Raw genomic sequence first — 15,303 nt, 5'->3', positions numbered from 1 at the left:
GAACCGTACAACGAAGGGGGCGCGGCGATCGACGGATATTCGCTCGCCGGGAGCCCGCCGAGGACCCGCCGGGCTCCCGGGAGCGGGCCGCCGGCCCCGCACACACGAGCCGGCCGGCGGGACCACGGTCCCGCCGGCCGGTACGCACCGTGGGGTGTTACGCCCGCGGCTTCTCGCGCATCTCGTACGTCGCGATGACGTCGTCGACCTTGATGTCGTTGAAGTTTCCGAGGTTGATACCGCCCTCGAAGCCTTCGCGGATCTCGGTGACGTCGTCCTTGAAGCGACGCAGACCCTCGATGTTGAGGTTCTCCGCGACCACCTTGCCGTCGCGGATGAGGCGGGCCTTGGTGTTCCGCCTGACCTCGCCGGAGCGGATGAGCACACCCGCGATGTTGCCCAGCTTGGACGACTTGAAGACCTCGCGGATCTCCGCCGTGCCGAGCTCGACCTCTTCGTACTCCGGCTTGAGCATGCCCTTGAGGGCCGCCTCGATCTCCTCGATCGCCTGGTAGATGACCGAGTAGTACCGGACGTCCACACCCTCGCGCTCGGCCATCTGCTGCGCACGCCCGGCGGCGCGCACATTGAAGCCGATCACGATGGCGTCCGAGCCCATCGCCAGGTCGATGTCGGACTCCGTGACCGCACCGACGCCGCGGTGCAGGACGCGGATGTCGACCTCTTCGCCGACGTCCAGCTGGAGCAGGGAGGACTCGAGGGCCTCCACCGATCCGGACGCGTCACCCTTGATGATCAGGTTCAGCTGCTGGACCTCGCCGGCCTTGAGCACCTTGTCCAGGTCCTCCAGCGACACGCGGCGCGTGCGCTTGGCGAACGCGGCGTTGCGCTCACGGGCGGCGCGCTTCTCGGCGATCTGACGGGCCGTACGGTCCTCGTCCACGACGATGAAGTTGTCGCCCGCACCCGGGACGTTGGTCAGGCCCAGGACCTGCACCGGCGTCGACGGGCCGGCCTCGGCGACGTTGTTGCCGGTGTCGTCGAGCATGGCGCGCACGCGGCCGTAGGCGTCGCCCACCACCATCGTGTCGCCGACCCGCAGCGTGCCTCGCTGGACGAGGACGGTCGCCACGGCACCGCGGCCGCGGTCGAGCCGGGACTCGATCGAGATGCCCTGCGCGTCCTGCGTGGGGTTGGCCCGCAGGTCGAGCGAGGCGTCCGCGGTGAGGACGACGGCCTCGAGGAGGCTGTCGATGTGCAGACCCTGCTTGGCGGAGATGTCGACGAACATGGTGTCGCCGCCGTACTCCTCGGCCACCAGACCGTACTCGGTCAGCTGACCGCGCACCTTGGTCGGGTCGGCACCCTCGACGTCGATCTTGTTGACCGCGACGACGATCGGGACCTCGGCCGCCTTGGCGTGGTTGAGCGCCTCGACCGTCTGCGGCATGACGCCGTCGTTGGCCGCGACGACCAGGATCGCGATGTCGGTCGACTTGGCACCGCGGGCACGCATGGCGGTGAACGCCTCGTGACCCGGGGTGTCGATGAAGGTAATCTTGCGATCCTCGTCGTTGACCTCGGTCGTGACCTGGTAGGCACCGATGTGCTGGGTGATGCCGCCGGCCTCGCCCGCGATGACGTTCGTCTTGCGGATGGCGTCGAGGAGGCGGGTCTTGCCGTGGTCGACATGACCCATGACGGTGACGACCGGCGGGCGGACCACCAGGTCCTCCTCGTCGCCCTCGTCCTCGCCGAACTCCAGGTCGAAGGACTCGAGCAGCTCGCGGTCCTCCTCCTCCGGGCTGACGATCTGAACCGTGTAGTTCATCTCGTCCGCGAGGAGCTGGAGCGTCTCGTCGGAGACGGACTGGGTCGCGGTGACCATCTCGCCGAGGTTCATCATGACCGCGACGAGCGACGCCGGGTTGGCGTTGATCTTCTCCGCGAAGTCGGTGAGCGACGCACCGCGCGACAGGCGAATGGTCTCGCCGTTGCCGCGAGGCAGCATCACGCCGCCGACCGACGGGGCCTGCATGGCCTCGTACTCCTGGCGCCTCTGCCGCTTCGACTTGCGGCCACGACGCGCGGGACCGCCGGGACGGCCGAAGGCGCCCTGCGTGCCACCGCGGCCACCGGGACCGCCGGGACGGCCACCGAAGCCGGGACGGCCACCGCCGCCGCCGAAGCCGCCACCACCGGGACGACCTGCGAAACCGCCGCCGCCACCGGGACGACCGGCACCGCCACCGCCACCGGGACGACCGGCGAAGCCGCCGCCGGGACGACCGCCGCCGCCGGGACGACCCGCACCGCCCGGACCGCGGCCGCCGGGGCCGGGACGCGGGCCGGCAGCGGGACGCTGCGGCATCATGCCGGGGTTCGGACGCGGGCCGCCGGGGCCGCCGCCGGGACGGGGACCGCCCTGCGGACGCGGCATCGAGCCCGGGGTCGGGCGCTGCCCGCCCGGAGCCTGCGGACGCGGACCGCCACCCTGGCCGGGGGCCTGGGGACGCGGACCGGCACCGGGGGCACCGGGACCGCCGGGACGCTGGCCCTGCGGGCGCGGGGCCTGCGGACGGGCCATGCCGGTGGAGCCACCGGATGTGAACGGGTTGTTACCGGGACGGGGACCGGCCGGGCGTGCACCCGGACGTGCGCCGCCACCGGGGCGCTGACCCTGACCCGCCGGACGGCCCTGGCCGCCCTGTCCCTGCCCGGGACCGGCGGGACGACCGCCGGGCTTGGGGGCACCGGGACGCGCGCCGCCGGGCTTCGGACCGGACGGAGCCGGGGCCGCCGCGGGCGGGGCCTGGAACTCCGGGGCGGCCGGAGCCGGACGCGGCGCGGGGCGCGGGCCGGGCGTCGGACGCGGGCCGGGCGTCGCCGGCGAGGGCGTCGACGGGGCTGCGGGCTGCTGGGCCGCGGACGGCTTGGGTGCGGCCGGCGGCTTCGGGGCAGCCGGACGGGCCGACTGCGCCGGGGACGGCGCGGCCGGCCTGGGGGCCGCCTTCCGGGGCGCACCGGGCTTCGCGGCGGGCTTGCCGTTGCCCCCGCCCTGCTGGAAGGCATCTGTCAGTTTGCGTACTACGGGCGCTTCGATGGTCGAAGACGCCGAACGGACGAATTCACCGAGTTCCTGGAGCTTGGCCATGACGACCTTGCTCTCCACACCGAACTCCTTGGCGAGTTCGTAGACCCGGACCTTAGCCACTTCGCTCCTCTGAGGTCCGGGTTGCGTCCGGACCGTCGCTAGTTCATGGGCGTACTCATCGCGTACTCATCGAGTGCTCATCGCAATCTCGACCTGCTTTCGACTCGCGAGGTACCAGACCGCACGGGGGTTTCCGTACGGCATGTTTCTTACCGTGTCGCCTCTCCGGCGGGCTTGTCAGCCGCCGCTCGGCAACCTTGCGCCTGCTCGACGTAGTGGCGCAACGCCTTTACGTCGAGCGGTCCCGGGACGCGCAGCGCCCTCGGAAACGCCCTTCGGCGCACCGCCTGGTCGAGACAGACCGGGACGGGATGCACATAAGCACCCCGGCCGGGCAGCGTACCGCGAGGATCAGGGACGCACGCGTCCTCGGTCATCACGACCCGCAGCAGCTCGCTCTTGACCGCTCGCTCCCGGCACCCCACGCAAGTGCGCTCAGGGCATACGCCAGTACGTGTCCGGCCAGACACTTCTCAGTCTACCTCCCCGGACCGACCTCACCCCTACGGGGCAAGAATCGAACACCGCCGCGGGCAAAGCTGTCGTGATCTCAGCGAACCGCGGCTTGGATCTATTCCCCGGCCCGTTCCCCGGCCCGTTCCGCGGGCTGCTCCGTGTCCGGCCGGATGTCGATCCGCCAGCCGGTCAGACGCGCGGCGAGACGGGCGTTCTGCCCCTCCTTGCCGATCGCCAGGGACAGCTGGTAGTCCGGCACGGTGACCCGGGCGGACCGGGCCGCCATGTCGACGACCTCCACCTTGGAGACCCGGGCGGGCGACAGCGCGTTCGCCACCATCTCGGCCGGGTCGTCGGACCAGTCGACGATGTCGATCTTCTCACCGTTCAGCTCGCCCATGACATTGCGCACCCGGCCGCCCATCGGGCCGATGCAGGCGCCCTTGGCGTTCAGACCGGAACGGGTGGACCGGACGGCGATCTTCGTACGGTGACCTGCCTCACGGGCGATCGCGGCGATCTCCACGGAGCCGTCGGCGATCTCGGGCACCTCCAGGGCGAACAGCTTCTTCACCAGGTTGGGGTGCGTGCGCGAGAGGGTCACGGAGGGGCCCCGGACGCCCTTGGCCACCCGGACGACGTACGAGCGCAGCCGCGTGCCGTGCGGGTAGGTCTCGCCGGGGACCTGCTCCTGCACCGGCAGGATGGCCTCCAGCTTGCCGATGTCGACCAGCACGTTCTTGGGGTCGCGGCCCTGCTGGACCACGCCCGTGACGATGTCGCCCTCGCGGCCGGCGTACTCGCCGAGCGTCGCGTCGTCCTCGGCGTCGCGCAGGCGCTGCAGGATGACCTGTTTGGCCGTGGTGGCGGCGATACGGCCGAAGCCGGACGGGGTGTCGTCGAACTCGCGGGGCTCCTGGCCCTCCTCGAGGTCCTCGGGGTCCTCCTTCGCCCACACGGTCACATGTCCGGTCTCCCGGTTGAGCTCCACTCGCGCGTGCCGGCGGCTTCCCTCGGTGCGGTGGTAGGCGATGAGGAGGGCCGACTCGATCGCCTCGACCAGCAGGTCGAAGGAGATCTCCTTCTCCCGTACCAAGCCCCGCAGGGCGCTCATGTCGATGTCCACGGCTACGCCTCCTCTTCCTTCGTGTCGTCGTTGTCGTCCTTCTTGTCGGACGCGTCGTCCTTGCGGTTGAACTCGACCTGGACGCGCGCCCTGGCGATGTCGTCGAAGGCGAGTCTGCGCGCGGTGGCCTTGCGGCCCTTCACTCCGGGCACTTCGAGATCGAGTCCCTCGTCGTCGGCCCTGAGGATCCTGGCGACCAGTTCGCCGCCCTCGGCGAGCTGGAACCGCACCAGGCGGCCGGTGGCGCGCACGTAATGGCGGTGCTCGGTGAGGAGGCGCTCCGCGCCCGGGGTGCCGACCTCGAGGGTGTACTCGGCGCTCCCCATCGCGTCCGTCTCGTCGAGCTTCGCCGAGAGCGCGCGGCTCACATCGGCGATCCGGTCGAGGTCCGCACCGGTGTCGGAGTCGACGACGACGCGCAGCACACGCCTGCGGCCGACCGAGTCCACAGCGATCTCTTCGAGATCCAGGCCCTGAGAGCTGACGAGCGGTTCCAGAAGTTCTCGAAGCCTCTCGCTCTGGGTGGTGCTCATCCGGGTGACTCCTCGGCCGCGTGTGCTGTTGTGGGACGGTGCGCGTGTCTGCACAAAGGGTATCCGGTCGCGGGGGGTGGTGCCGTACACCCCGGCTCACACGGAGGGTGCCGCTGATCGCCGCGGGGGCGGCTCCCGGGTACCGTGATCGCGGGCCAGCGGCCCGCTTCGCTTCGTCGCCCCGTTCGTACGAGCCCCCGAGGACGTCTGCCGTGCCGTTCCCCTCGTCTCCGCGCGCCCGTTCGGGGCCGCACAGAAGGAGCCTACTCGCCGTCGCCCCGGCGGCCCTGCTGGTGGCGGGCTGTTCCGCCGGCTCGGACCAGTCCGGCACGGCCGACGGCGGCCGTCCCTCCGCCGCCGACCGGGCACGCGCGCGTGCGGCCCGGGACAGTGCGGCGCTGGCCGCGCGGTACGAGGCGGTCGCCGCCGCGCATCCGAAGCTGGCGGAGCGGCTGCGTCCGCTGCGTGCGGAGGTGCTGCGGCACGCGGAGGCGTTCGGAAATACGGCGTCTTCGTCTTCACCTTCGCCGTCCGGTTCCGGCGCGGCGGCCGCGGCTCCCCCTCCCCCGGTACCCGCGAAGCAGAAGGACGCCCTGGCGGAACTGGCCGCCGCCGAGCGGGAGCTCGCCGGCCGGCGGGCGGAGGCGCTGCTGGACGCGCCGGGTGAGCTGGCCCGGCTGCTGGCCTCGGTGGCGGCGGCGGGAGCGGCCCATGTGTATCTGCTGACGGAGGCGAAACGGTGAACCAGGCGCGCGAGGCGGAGGACAAGGAGCTTCTGCGGGCTCTCCAGGCGGCGCTGGCCGCGGAGCACGCGGCGGTGTACGGCTATGGGGTGGTCGGCGGGCGGATCGGCAAGAAGCGGCGCACCGAGGCACGCACGGCGTACGACGCGCACCGGTCGCGCAGGGACGCACTGGTGCGCGCGGTGAAGGACGCGGGCGGCGCGCCCGTCGCCGCCGCGGCGGGATACGCGCTGCCGTTCCCGGTGCCGGACGCGGCCGCGGCGGTCCGGCTGGCGGCCGAGCTGGAGGACCGGGTGGCCGGGGTGTACGCCGACCTGGTGCGCGCGAGCACCGGTGAGCGGCGCCGGGGGGCCGCCGAGGCGATGCGGGAGGCGGCGGTGCGGTCGGTGCGCTGGAGTGGGGAGAGCGTAGCCTTCCCTGGGCTCGCCGAGCGGGGCGCCACGGCTTCACGGACCCCGGCGCCGACCGCGTGACGTGACACGGGCACGGCGTGGGGGCGGCAGGCACCGCGTACAGCAGGAAGGGAACAACTCGCGCATGGTTTTCGAACCGCCGCAGCGTCTGGTGAGGGCGCTCGGTGAGACGGCGCCCGAGGGTGACGACTGGCTGGAGAAGCTGCCGGAGACGGCGCACGAGGCCGTCGCACAGCGCGAGTTGACGGTGGAGCGGGTGCAGGTGCCGGGCGGGCGCAGCAGCCTGGTCGTGCTGGTGCGGACGGCCGACGGCACACCCGCCGTGCTGAAGCTGGCGCCGCGCCGGGCCCGCCCGGAGCGCGAACGAGCCGCGCTGGCGCACTGGGGTGGGCGGGGGGCGGTCCGGCTGCTGGAGCCGACGTCGGCCGCGGCCGAGGGGGTGCTGCTGCTGGAGCGGCTCCATCCGGACGTGTCGGTGCGGTCGCTGCCGGAGGCGAAGGCGCTGCTGGAGGCGGCGGGGACGCTGCGCCGGCTGTGGGTGGACCCGCCGGAGGGGCACGGCTTCGAGACGGTGGCCGAGCGCACGGAGCGGCAGGCGCGGGCGATGCGGGCGAGCGCGGCGGCCGACCCGGAGGTGGCTCCGCTGGTGGAGGCGGCACTGGCGGTGCGTGAGGAACTGCTGGCGGCTCCGCCGGAGCACCGGCTGCTGCACGGGACGTTCCGGCAGAGCAAGGTACTGTCCGGGGAGCGCAGTCCGTGGCTGGCGGTGGGACCGGACCCGGTGGTCGGCGAGCACGCGTTCGACCTGGCCCGGCTGGTCCGCGACCGGGTGGAGGACCTCATCGCCCAGGCGTCCGGCGCCGCGACGACGCGCCGCCGGGTGAAGCGCCTGGCGGAGTCCCTGGAGGTTGACCGCGAACGCCTGCGCGGCTGGACCCTGTTCCGCGCGGTGGAATCGGGAGTACGGGCCCGCCGCGTGGGCCGCGAACAGGACGCGGAACTCCTGCTGGAGTTCGCAAGCTGGCTATAAGGCTCCGCCTCAGCCGGGGGGTGGCGGCAGCCTTGCCTCTGGGTGTACCCCACGCCCCCTTCCGCTGCAGCCGCACCGTGGGACACCCCGCAAGCCCCCGCGCTGCAACCGCGAGCAGTCGTGCCAAGGCACGGCACGGCACTTGCAAACCGACTGCGGGCAGTCGTGCCGCAGGGCGGCACGGGTGGGCGCGGCGGCAACCGGCGAATGCCGGGCTGTGCAACCCGTCCCGGCCCAGACCCACGCGTCGGTGTCAGATCTGCGCCTGGGTCCCTGCGGGGCCTGGTTCTGCCGACGTCGGCTCGTGAGCAGCAGGGCGTTTGGCGCGGGCCGGGGGGTGGCACAGCCCGGCGCTTGCGGGGTGCCGCCTGCGCCCACCCGTGCCGCCCCAGCGGCACGACTGCCCGCAGCTACGGCGGTGCGGCTGCGGCTGCGGCTGCGGCTGCGGCTGCGGCTGCGGCTGCGGCTGCGGCTGCGGCTGCGGGCAGGTTGGCTGAGGAGGGCCTCAGGCCGTGAGGCGGGTGACGGCCTCGTCGATGGTGAGTTCCTCGCGTTCGCCGGTGCGGCGGTCCTTGAGTTCGACGATGCCCTCGCCGGCGCGGCGGCCCGCGACCAGGATCCGGGGGACCCCGATCAGCTCCGAGTCGGTGAACTTCACGCCCGGCGAGACGCCCGCGCGGTCGTCGACCAGGACGCGGACGCCGGCGGCGGACAGCTTCTCGGAGACGTCGAGGGCGACCTCCGTCTGCAGGGCCTTGCCCGCGGCGACCACGTGGACGTCGGCCGGGGCGACCTCCGCGGGCCAGCACAGGCCCTTGTCGTCGGCGGTCTGCTCGGCAAGGGCGGCCACCGCACGGGAGACGCCGATGCCGTACGAGCCCATGGTCACGCGGACCGGCTTGCCGTTCTGGCCGAGGACGTCGAGCTTGAGGGCGTCGGCGTACTTGCGGCCCAGCTGAAAGATGTGGCCGATCTCGATGGCGCGGTCCAGGCGCAGGCCGGTGCCGCACTTGGGGCAGGGGTCGCCCTCCTGCACCACCACGACGTCCACGTACGCGTCGACCTCGAAGTCGCGCCCGGCGACGACGTTCTTCGCGTGCGTGTCGGTCTTGTTGGCGCCCGTGATCCAGGCGGTGCCGGGCGCGACACGCGGGTCGGCCAGGTACGTCACCTTGCCGAGGCCCTGCGGTCCGACGTAGCCGCGCACCAGGTCGGGGCGGGCGATGAAGTCGGCCTCGGTGACCAGCTCCACCGCAGCCGGGGCGAAGTGCGCCTCGACCTTGTCCATGTCGACCTCGCGGTCACCGGGCACGCCCACGGCGACGATCTCGCCGTCGACCTTGATCAGCAGGTTCTTCAGCGTCGCCGAGGCGGGAACGCCCAGCGAGGCGGCGAGCGTCTCGATGGTCGGGGTGTCGGGGGTGGGGATGTCCTCCGCGGCCGGGACACCGGTGGCGTCGACCGGCTTCGGCTCGTAGGTGATCGCCTCGGTGTTGGCGGCGAAGTCGCAGTTCGGGCAGTCCGCGAAGGTGTCCTCGCCGGCCTCGGCCGGGGCGAGGAACTCCTCCGACTTGGAGCCGCCCATGGCGCCCGCGGTGGCCGCGCAGATCCGGTAGTCGAGGCCGAGGCGCTCGAAGATCCTCTGGTACGCCTGGCGGTGCAGGGCGTAGGACTGCGCGAGGCCCTCGTCGTCCAGGTCGAAGGAGTAGGAGTCCTTCATCAGGAACTCGCGGCCGCGCAGGATGCCGGCCCGCGGGCGGGCCTCGTCCCGGAACTTGGACTGGATCTGGTAGAGGATCACCGGCAGGTCCTTGTAGGAGGACGCCTGGTCCTTCACCATCAGGGTGAAGATCTCCTCGTGGGTGGGGCCGAGGAGGTAGTCGCCGCCCTTGCGGTCCTGGAGGCGGAACAGCTCGGGGCCGTACTCGTCCCAGCGGCCGGTGGCGTCGTAGGGCTCACGGGGCAGCAGTGCGGGGAGCAGCACCTCCTGGGCGCCGATGGCGTCCATCTCCTCGCGGACGATCCGCTCGACGTTGGCGAGGACCTTCTTGCCGAGGGGCAGCCACGTCCAGATGCCGGCGGCGGTACGGCGCACATAGGCGGCGCGGACCAGCAGCTTGTGGCTGAGGACCTCGGCGTCCGCCGGGTCGTCGCGCAGCGTCTTCGCCATCAACTGGGACATGCGCTGGACCGGTGCGTTCGCCATGGTTCTCGTACTCCTGCTGCGTCTGGGTGATGCAAGGAGGTTAGCCGGGCGGGCGGGGGCGGCGGAAATCGATTGTCCCTATCGGCGCAGGAGGGGCAACGGGGCGCCCATCACGGCGTACGGCATGGGAGCGCTGGGGAAGTGGACCTGGCGGGCGAGATCCCGGTAGCCGAGCGAGCGGTACAGATGGCGGGCGGGGCTGTCGGTGTCGATCGCGGAGAGGATCGAGCGGGGCTGTTCGGCGCCGTCGGTGATCGTGGTGATCAGGGCGCGGCCGATGCCGTGCTTCTGGTGCCGGGGGTGGACGTGCAGTTCGGTGATGACGAAGGAGTCGTCGAGCCAGTCGTCGTGGCGCTGGGCGCGCAGATAGGGCTCGACGACGGTGGACCACCAGTGGGTGCGGTCGTTGGGCATGCCGTAGACGAAGCCGACCAGGCGGCCCCGGATGGTGGCGCCGAAGGCCCGGGCGCCGGGGAAGGTCATGTGGCGGAGCACGATCTGCCGGCGCACCGCCACCTCGTCGGGTCCGAGGCCGAACGCCACCGCCTGTACCGCCAGCGCCTCGTCGACGTGGCGGGGGAGGTCGAGGGGGCCGATCACGATGTCGTCGGGCTGGGAACGGCCGTGACCGGGAAAGCGCAGCATGCCGGGGAGACTACAGGGCGGTGCCGGTCAGAACAGCACGCTCATGAAGGCCCCGACTTCGTGGAAGCCGACCCTCTCGTACGTCCTGCGGGCGGGGAGGTTGAAGTCGTTGACGTAGAGGCTGACCACGGGGGCGATGTCCGCCAGGGCGTAGCGCAGGACGGCCGCCATGCCGGGGGCGGCGATGCCCTTGCCCCGGTGTTCGGGGGCGACCCAGACGCCCTGGATCTGGCAGGCACGGTCGGTCGCGGCGCCGATCTCGGCCTTGAAGACGACCTTGCCGTCGTCGTCGAAGCGGGCGAACGAGCGTCCGGCGCCCACGAGTTCGGCGACCCGGGCCTGGTAGAGCAGTCCTCCGTCGCCGGCCAGCGGGGAGACGCCGACCTCCTCGGTGAACATCGCCACACAGGCCGGCATGATCGTCTCGAGTTCGTCCTTGCGGACGCGGCGCACATACGGGTCCGGGGCGACGGTGTCGGGCAGGCGGTCGGTGACCATGAGCGGCTGGTGGGCGCGGACCTCGCGGGCCGGGCCCCACTGGGGTTCGAGCAGCCGCCACAGGCCGGAGGTGGGGCCGGCCGGGCCGACTATGGAGGAGCAGCGGCGGCCGGCCCGCCGGGCGCGGTCGGCGAAGGCACGCACGGCCCGGGGGGTGGCGCAGACGGGCACCAGGTTGGCTCCCGCGTAGCACAGGGACGTCAGGACGCCGCCCTCGTACCAGCCCCACATCTCGCCGCCCAGCCGCCAGGGGTCGAGGCCGGCGATCCGGACCCGTGCCGTCACAAAGGCGTTCGCGACCGGCTCGCGGTCGAGTACGGCGAGCGCGGCATCCAGGTCGCTCGGTTCGAGGACCCGGGAAGTCGTCTGCGTCAACAAATGCGGGGGCCTCACACAAAGGGGTCTGCCTGATTTCCGCACTGTACCTGCGGAGCCCCGGTGGTGGCGCCCCCGGTCCGGCCCGTCCGGACGCCGGACGGGCCGGGTCGTCCCGTCCGGTTCCCGGGGCGTTCCGTCAGCCGGCGACCGCGACCTGGGGCTCGCCGGAGGTCACGCCGTCCTTCTCCATCTGCTCGGCGATCTTCATCGCCTCCTCGATCAGCGTCTCCACGATCTTCGACTCGGGGACGGTCTTGATGACCTCGCCCTTCACGAAGATCTGGCCCTTGCCGTTGCCGGAGGCGACGCCGAGGTCGGCCTCGCGGGCCTCGCCGGGGCCGTTGACGACGCAGCCCATGACGGCGACGCGCAGCGGGACGTCCATGCCGGTGAGGCCGGCGGTGACCTCCTCGGCGAGCTTGTACACATCGACCTGGGCGCGGCCACAGGAGGGGCAGGAGACGATCTCCAGGCCGCGCTGGCGCAGGTTGAGCGACTCCAGGATCTGGATGCCGACCTTGATCTCCTCGACCGGCGGGGCGGACAGGGAGACGCGGATGGTGTCGCCGATGCCCTGGGAGAGCAGCGCGCCGAAGGCGACGGCCGACTTGATGGTGCCCTGGAAGGCGGGGCCGGCCTCGGTGACGCCGAGGTGCAGCGGGTAGTCGCAGCGCTCGGCGAGCTGGCGGTAGGCCTCGACCATGACGACCGGGTCGTTGTGCTTGACGGAGATCTTGATGTCCCGGAAGTCGTGCTCCTCGAAGAGGGACGCCTCCCACAGGGCGGACTCCGCCAGCGCCTCGGGGGTGGCCTTGCCGTACTTCTGGAGCAGGCGCCGGTCCAGCGAGCCGGCGTTCACGCCGATGCGGATCGGGGTGCCGTGGTCCCTGGCCGCCTTGGCGATCTCCTTGACCTGGTCGTCGAACTTCTTGATGTTGCCCGGGTTCACGCGGACCGCCGCACAGCCCGCCTCGATCGCGGCGAAGACGTACTTGGGCTGGAAGTGGATGTCGGCGATGACCGGGATCTGCGACTTCTTCGCGATCACGGGGAGGGCGTCGGCGTCGTCCTGGGTGGGGCAGGCCACACGGACGATCTGGCAGCCGGACGCGGTCAGCTCGGCGATCTGCTGGAGGGTCGCCCCGATGTCGGAGGTGCGCGTGGTCGTCATCGACTGCACGGAGACGGGGGCGTCGCCGCCGACGGCCACCGGCCCGACCTGGATCTGCCGGCTCTTCCGGCGCTCGGCGAGCCTGGTCGGAACGGACGGCATGCCGAGAGAAATCGCAGTCATCTGCTGTGCAACCCCAAGTCGTGGATCAAGGTCCGGCTCCCCGTGAGCAGCGGGCTCCGGGCTTCGAGATTACGGCAAGGGCCAACGCCCGAGCACATCGCGTCGGTAAACCCACCCAAAGGACGACGGCCCGGAACGAAACGGTTCCGGGCCGTCGTGAAACGGCGGGTTCGGAAGCGGGGAGCGCTACGAGATCCGTACCGGGTTCACCACGTCCGCGATGAGGACGAGGAGGGTGAAGCAGACGAAGATCCCGGCCACCACGTAGGCCACCGGCATCAGTTTCGCCACGTCGAACGGCCCGGGGTCGGGCCTGCGCAGCACTCTGGCGAGGTTGCGGCGCAGCGACTCCCACAGGGCTCCCGCGATGTGTCCGCCGTCGAGCGGCAGCAGCGGCAGCATGTTGAACAGGAACAGGGAGAGGTTGAAGCCCGCGAGCAGCATCACGAACATGGCGAGCTGCTGCGAGGCCGGGATGTCGAGGGTGGCGATCTCACCGCCGACCCGGGCCGCGCCGACGACGCCCATCGGGGAGTCGGGTTCGCGCGGGCCGTCCCCGAAGGCGGCGTCCCACAGGGCGGGGACCTTGGAGGGCAGGGCGGCGAGGGAGTCGACGGCGTCGCCGACCCGGTCGGTCATCCAGGTCACGGAGTCGCCGAAGTCCTGTTTGACGACGCCGGTGGCGGCGCTGAAGCCGAGGAAGCCGGCCTTGACGTACTCGCCCTCGACGTAGGCGCCGTTGCCGTCCTTCTTGGCGACCATATTGGTGGCGATCTTCGCCTGGAGGGTGACCTCCTGGCCGTCGCGCTCGACGACGATCGGCACGCTCTTGCCCGCACTGTCGCGGATGAGGTCGGAGAGGGTGGCCCAGTCGTCGGTGCGGACTCCGGCGAAGGCGACGATCTTGTCCTCGGCCTTCATTCCGGCGGCCGCGGCCGGGGACCGGGGGTCCGACGCCTTGCACTCGTCGCGGTTCTCGGTCTGTGAGATCACACACTGCGAGACCGAGCCCACGGTGGTGGTCTGCTGCTGGATGCCGAAGCCCATCAGCACGATGAGGAACAGCACGACCGCGAGGATCAGGTTCATGAACGGGCCCGCGAACATCACGACGACCCGTTTCCACGGCTTGCGCGTGTAGAACAGGCGCTTCTCGTCGCCGGGTTTCAGCTCCTCGAAGGCGGCGGAGCGGGCGTCCTCGATCATGCCGCGCCACGGTGAGGTGGAGCGGGCCTCGAGCCGGCCGTCCGGGCCGGGCGGGAACATGCCGATCATGCGGATGTAACCGCCGAACGGGATCGCCTTGACGCCGTACTCGGTCTCCCCCCGGTTCCGCGACCAGAGGGTCGGGCCGAAGCCGACCATGTACTGCGGCACACGGATGCCGAACATCTTGGCGGTGGAGAGGTGTCCCAGCTCGTGCCAGGCGATCGAGAACAGCAGGCCGGCCGCGAAGACGACTATGCCGAGGATGAACATCAGGGTCGTCATGCACGCGCCTCCGCGCTCGCCGTCCGGACTGTCAGTTCCCGGGCTCTCTCGCGGGCCCAGGTCTCCGCTTCGAGGACGTCCGGCACGGTCAGTGAGGTTCCCGTCGCCGGGGTGCCGTGTTCCTCGACCACCCGGGTGACCGTCTCCATGATCCCGTTGAACGGCAGTGCGCCGGCGCGAAAGGCCTCGACGCACTCCTCGTTCGCGGCATTGAACACCGCCGGCGCGGTTCCCGCGAGCTCGCCGACGTGCCGGGCGAGGTCGACCGAGGGGAAGGCCTCGGTGTCGAGGGGGAAGAACTCCCAGGTGGACGCCTTGCTCCAGTCGAAGACCGGGGCGGCGTCGGGGACCCTTTCGGGCCAGCCGAGGCCGATGGCGATGGGCCCGCGCATATCGGGGGGCGTCGCCTGGGCCAGTGTCGATCCGTCCGTGAACTCAACCATCGAGTGGACATACGACTGCGGGTGCACGACGACCTCAATGCGGTCGAAGGGAATGTCGTACAGCAGGTGTGCCTCGATGACCTCCAGGCCCTTGTTGACGAGGGTCGCGGAGTTGATCGTGATGACCGGGCCCATGGCCCAGGTGGGGTGGGCGAGGGCGTCCTCGACGGTGACGTCCGCCAGCTGCTCCTTGGTGCGCCCGCGGAAGGGGCCGCCCGAGGCGGTGATGACGAGCTTGCGCACATCGGCGCGGGTGCCGGCGGCCAGCGCCTGGAAGAGGGCGGCGTGCTCGGAGTCGACCGGGATGATCTGCCCCGGCCCGGCGAGCGCCTTGACCAGCGGGCCGCCGACGATGAGCGACTCCTTGTTGGCGAGTGCGAGGGTGCGGCCCGCCTCCAGGGCGGCGAGGGTCGGGGCGAGCCCGATGGAGCCGGTGATGCCGTTGAGGACGGTGTGGCAGTCGGAGGCGGCGACCTGGGTGGCCGCGTCGGGCCCGGCCAGGATCTCGGGCAGCAGCTCCCCCGCGTCGTACTGCGCGGACAGCGCCTCGCGCAGCGCCGGTACGACGTCCTCGCGGGCGACGGCGACCGTGCGCACCCGCAGCAGGCGGGCCTGCTCGGCGAGGAGGGCGACCCGGCCGCCGTTGGCGGACAGGGCGGTGACCCGGAAGCGGTCGGGGTTGCGCAGTACGAGGTCGATGGCCTGGGTGCCGATCGACCCGGTGGAGCCGAGGATCACCACGTCCTTCGGGCCGTCTCCCACCAGGGGGTCGTACACCAGGTGCGGATCGGCGAGCGGGGCTGGAGCGTCGGTCATGGACCCATTGTGTCGGGTCGCACCGGCCGCCGGGGCCCCGCCCCGGCGCCGGGACG

Annotated in this window: 13 protein-coding genes; 3 read left to right on the top strand and 10 right to left on the bottom strand. The window is 71.8% G+C overall.

Annotated features, from left to right (window positions below):
• Window positions 1–157: 157 nt before the first annotated feature.
• The 4 genes from infB to rimP all read right to left on the bottom strand — a co-directional run bounded on the left by infB (window position 158) and on the right by rimP (window position 5,290).
• A complete protein-coding gene (gene infB / locus AB0L56_RS13525) occupies window positions 158–3,175 on the bottom strand; it encodes a translation initiation factor IF-2 (RefSeq protein WP_365422531.1) in 3,018 nt (1,005 codons plus the stop codon).
• A 149-nt stretch (window positions 3,176–3,324) separates the two neighbouring features.
• The gene (locus AB0L56_RS13520; protein ID WP_361024405.1) at window positions 3,325–3,645 is read right to left on the bottom strand and encodes a YlxR family protein; all 321 of its coding nucleotides are present in this window, start codon (window positions 3,643–3,645) and stop codon (window positions 3,325–3,327) included.
• A 101-nt stretch (window positions 3,646–3,746) separates the two neighbouring features.
• Entirely contained in the window at window positions 3,747–4,757 is a 1,011-nt protein-coding gene (gene nusA, locus AB0L56_RS13515) for a transcription termination factor NusA (protein ID WP_365422527.1), read from the bottom strand.
• A 2-nt stretch (window positions 4,758–4,759) separates the two neighbouring features.
• The gene (gene rimP / locus AB0L56_RS13510; RefSeq protein ID WP_361024411.1) at window positions 4,760–5,290 is read right to left on the bottom strand and encodes a ribosome maturation factor RimP; all 531 of its coding nucleotides are present in this window, start codon (window positions 5,288–5,290) and stop codon (window positions 4,760–4,762) included.
• Window positions 5,291–5,502: 212 nt separating this feature from the next.
• On the opposite strand from rimP, the gene AB0L56_RS13505 reads away from it, so the two are divergent.
• The 3 genes from AB0L56_RS13505 (at window position 5,503) to AB0L56_RS13495 (ending at window position 7,476) form a co-directional block, all read left to right on the top strand.
• A complete protein-coding gene (locus AB0L56_RS13505) occupies window positions 5,503–6,033 on the top strand; it encodes a hypothetical protein (protein WP_365422524.1) in 531 nt (176 codons plus the stop codon).
• On the top strand, window positions 6,030–6,506 hold the full coding sequence (locus AB0L56_RS13500; protein ID WP_361024417.1) for a ferritin-like domain-containing protein: 477 nt from the start codon (window positions 6,030–6,032) through the stop codon (window positions 6,504–6,506). The genes AB0L56_RS13505 and AB0L56_RS13500 overlap by 4 nt, the downstream gene beginning before the upstream one ends.
• A 64-nt stretch (window positions 6,507–6,570) precedes the next feature.
• Window positions 6,571–7,476 (top strand): aminoglycoside phosphotransferase family protein, encoded by a 906-nt coding sequence (locus AB0L56_RS13495; protein WP_365422522.1) that lies wholly within the window; start codon window positions 6,571–6,573, stop codon window positions 7,474–7,476.
• Window positions 7,477–7,981: 505 nt separating this feature from the next.
• Here AB0L56_RS13495 and AB0L56_RS13490 read toward each other — a convergent pair.
• The 6 genes from AB0L56_RS13490 to dxr all read right to left on the bottom strand — a co-directional run bounded on the left by AB0L56_RS13490 (window position 7,982) and on the right by dxr (window position 15,247).
• Window positions 7,982–9,682: a proline--tRNA ligase gene (locus tag AB0L56_RS13490; protein WP_365422519.1), complete on the bottom strand. Its 1,701-nt coding sequence runs from the start codon at window positions 9,680–9,682 to the stop codon at window positions 7,982–7,984.
• A gap of 78 nt (window positions 9,683–9,760) precedes the next feature.
• Window positions 9,761–10,327, bottom strand: a complete 567-nt coding sequence (locus AB0L56_RS13485) for a GNAT family N-acetyltransferase (protein ID WP_365422516.1) — start codon at window positions 10,325–10,327, stop codon at window positions 9,761–9,763.
• Window positions 10,328–10,354: 27 nt separating this feature from the next.
• Window positions 10,355–11,203 (bottom strand): GNAT family N-acetyltransferase, encoded by an 849-nt coding sequence (locus AB0L56_RS13480; RefSeq protein WP_365422513.1) that lies wholly within the window; start codon window positions 11,201–11,203, stop codon window positions 10,355–10,357.
• Window positions 11,204–11,339: 136 nt separating this feature from the next.
• A complete protein-coding gene (ispG, locus tag AB0L56_RS13475; RefSeq protein ID WP_365422510.1) occupies window positions 11,340–12,497 on the bottom strand; it encodes a flavodoxin-dependent (E)-4-hydroxy-3-methylbut-2-enyl-diphosphate synthase in 1,158 nt (385 codons plus the stop codon).
• 186 nt (window positions 12,498–12,683) lie between these two features.
• Entirely contained in the window at window positions 12,684–13,976 is a 1,293-nt protein-coding gene (locus tag AB0L56_RS13470) for a site-2 protease family protein (protein ID WP_361025004.1), read from the bottom strand.
• An 8-nt stretch (window positions 13,977–13,984) separates the two neighbouring features.
• On the bottom strand, window positions 13,985–15,247 hold the full coding sequence (gene dxr, locus AB0L56_RS13465; RefSeq protein WP_365422507.1) for a 1-deoxy-D-xylulose-5-phosphate reductoisomerase: 1,263 nt from the start codon (window positions 15,245–15,247) through the stop codon (window positions 13,985–13,987).
• Between the last annotated feature and the right edge of the window lie 56 nt (window positions 15,248–15,303).

The sequence above is a fragment of the Streptomyces sp. NPDC052079 genome (genome assembly GCF_040680275.1).
Classification (GTDB): domain Bacteria; phylum Actinomycetota; class Actinomycetes; order Streptomycetales; family Streptomycetaceae; genus Streptomyces.
This window is presented reverse-complemented; position numbering and strand designations above follow the sequence as displayed.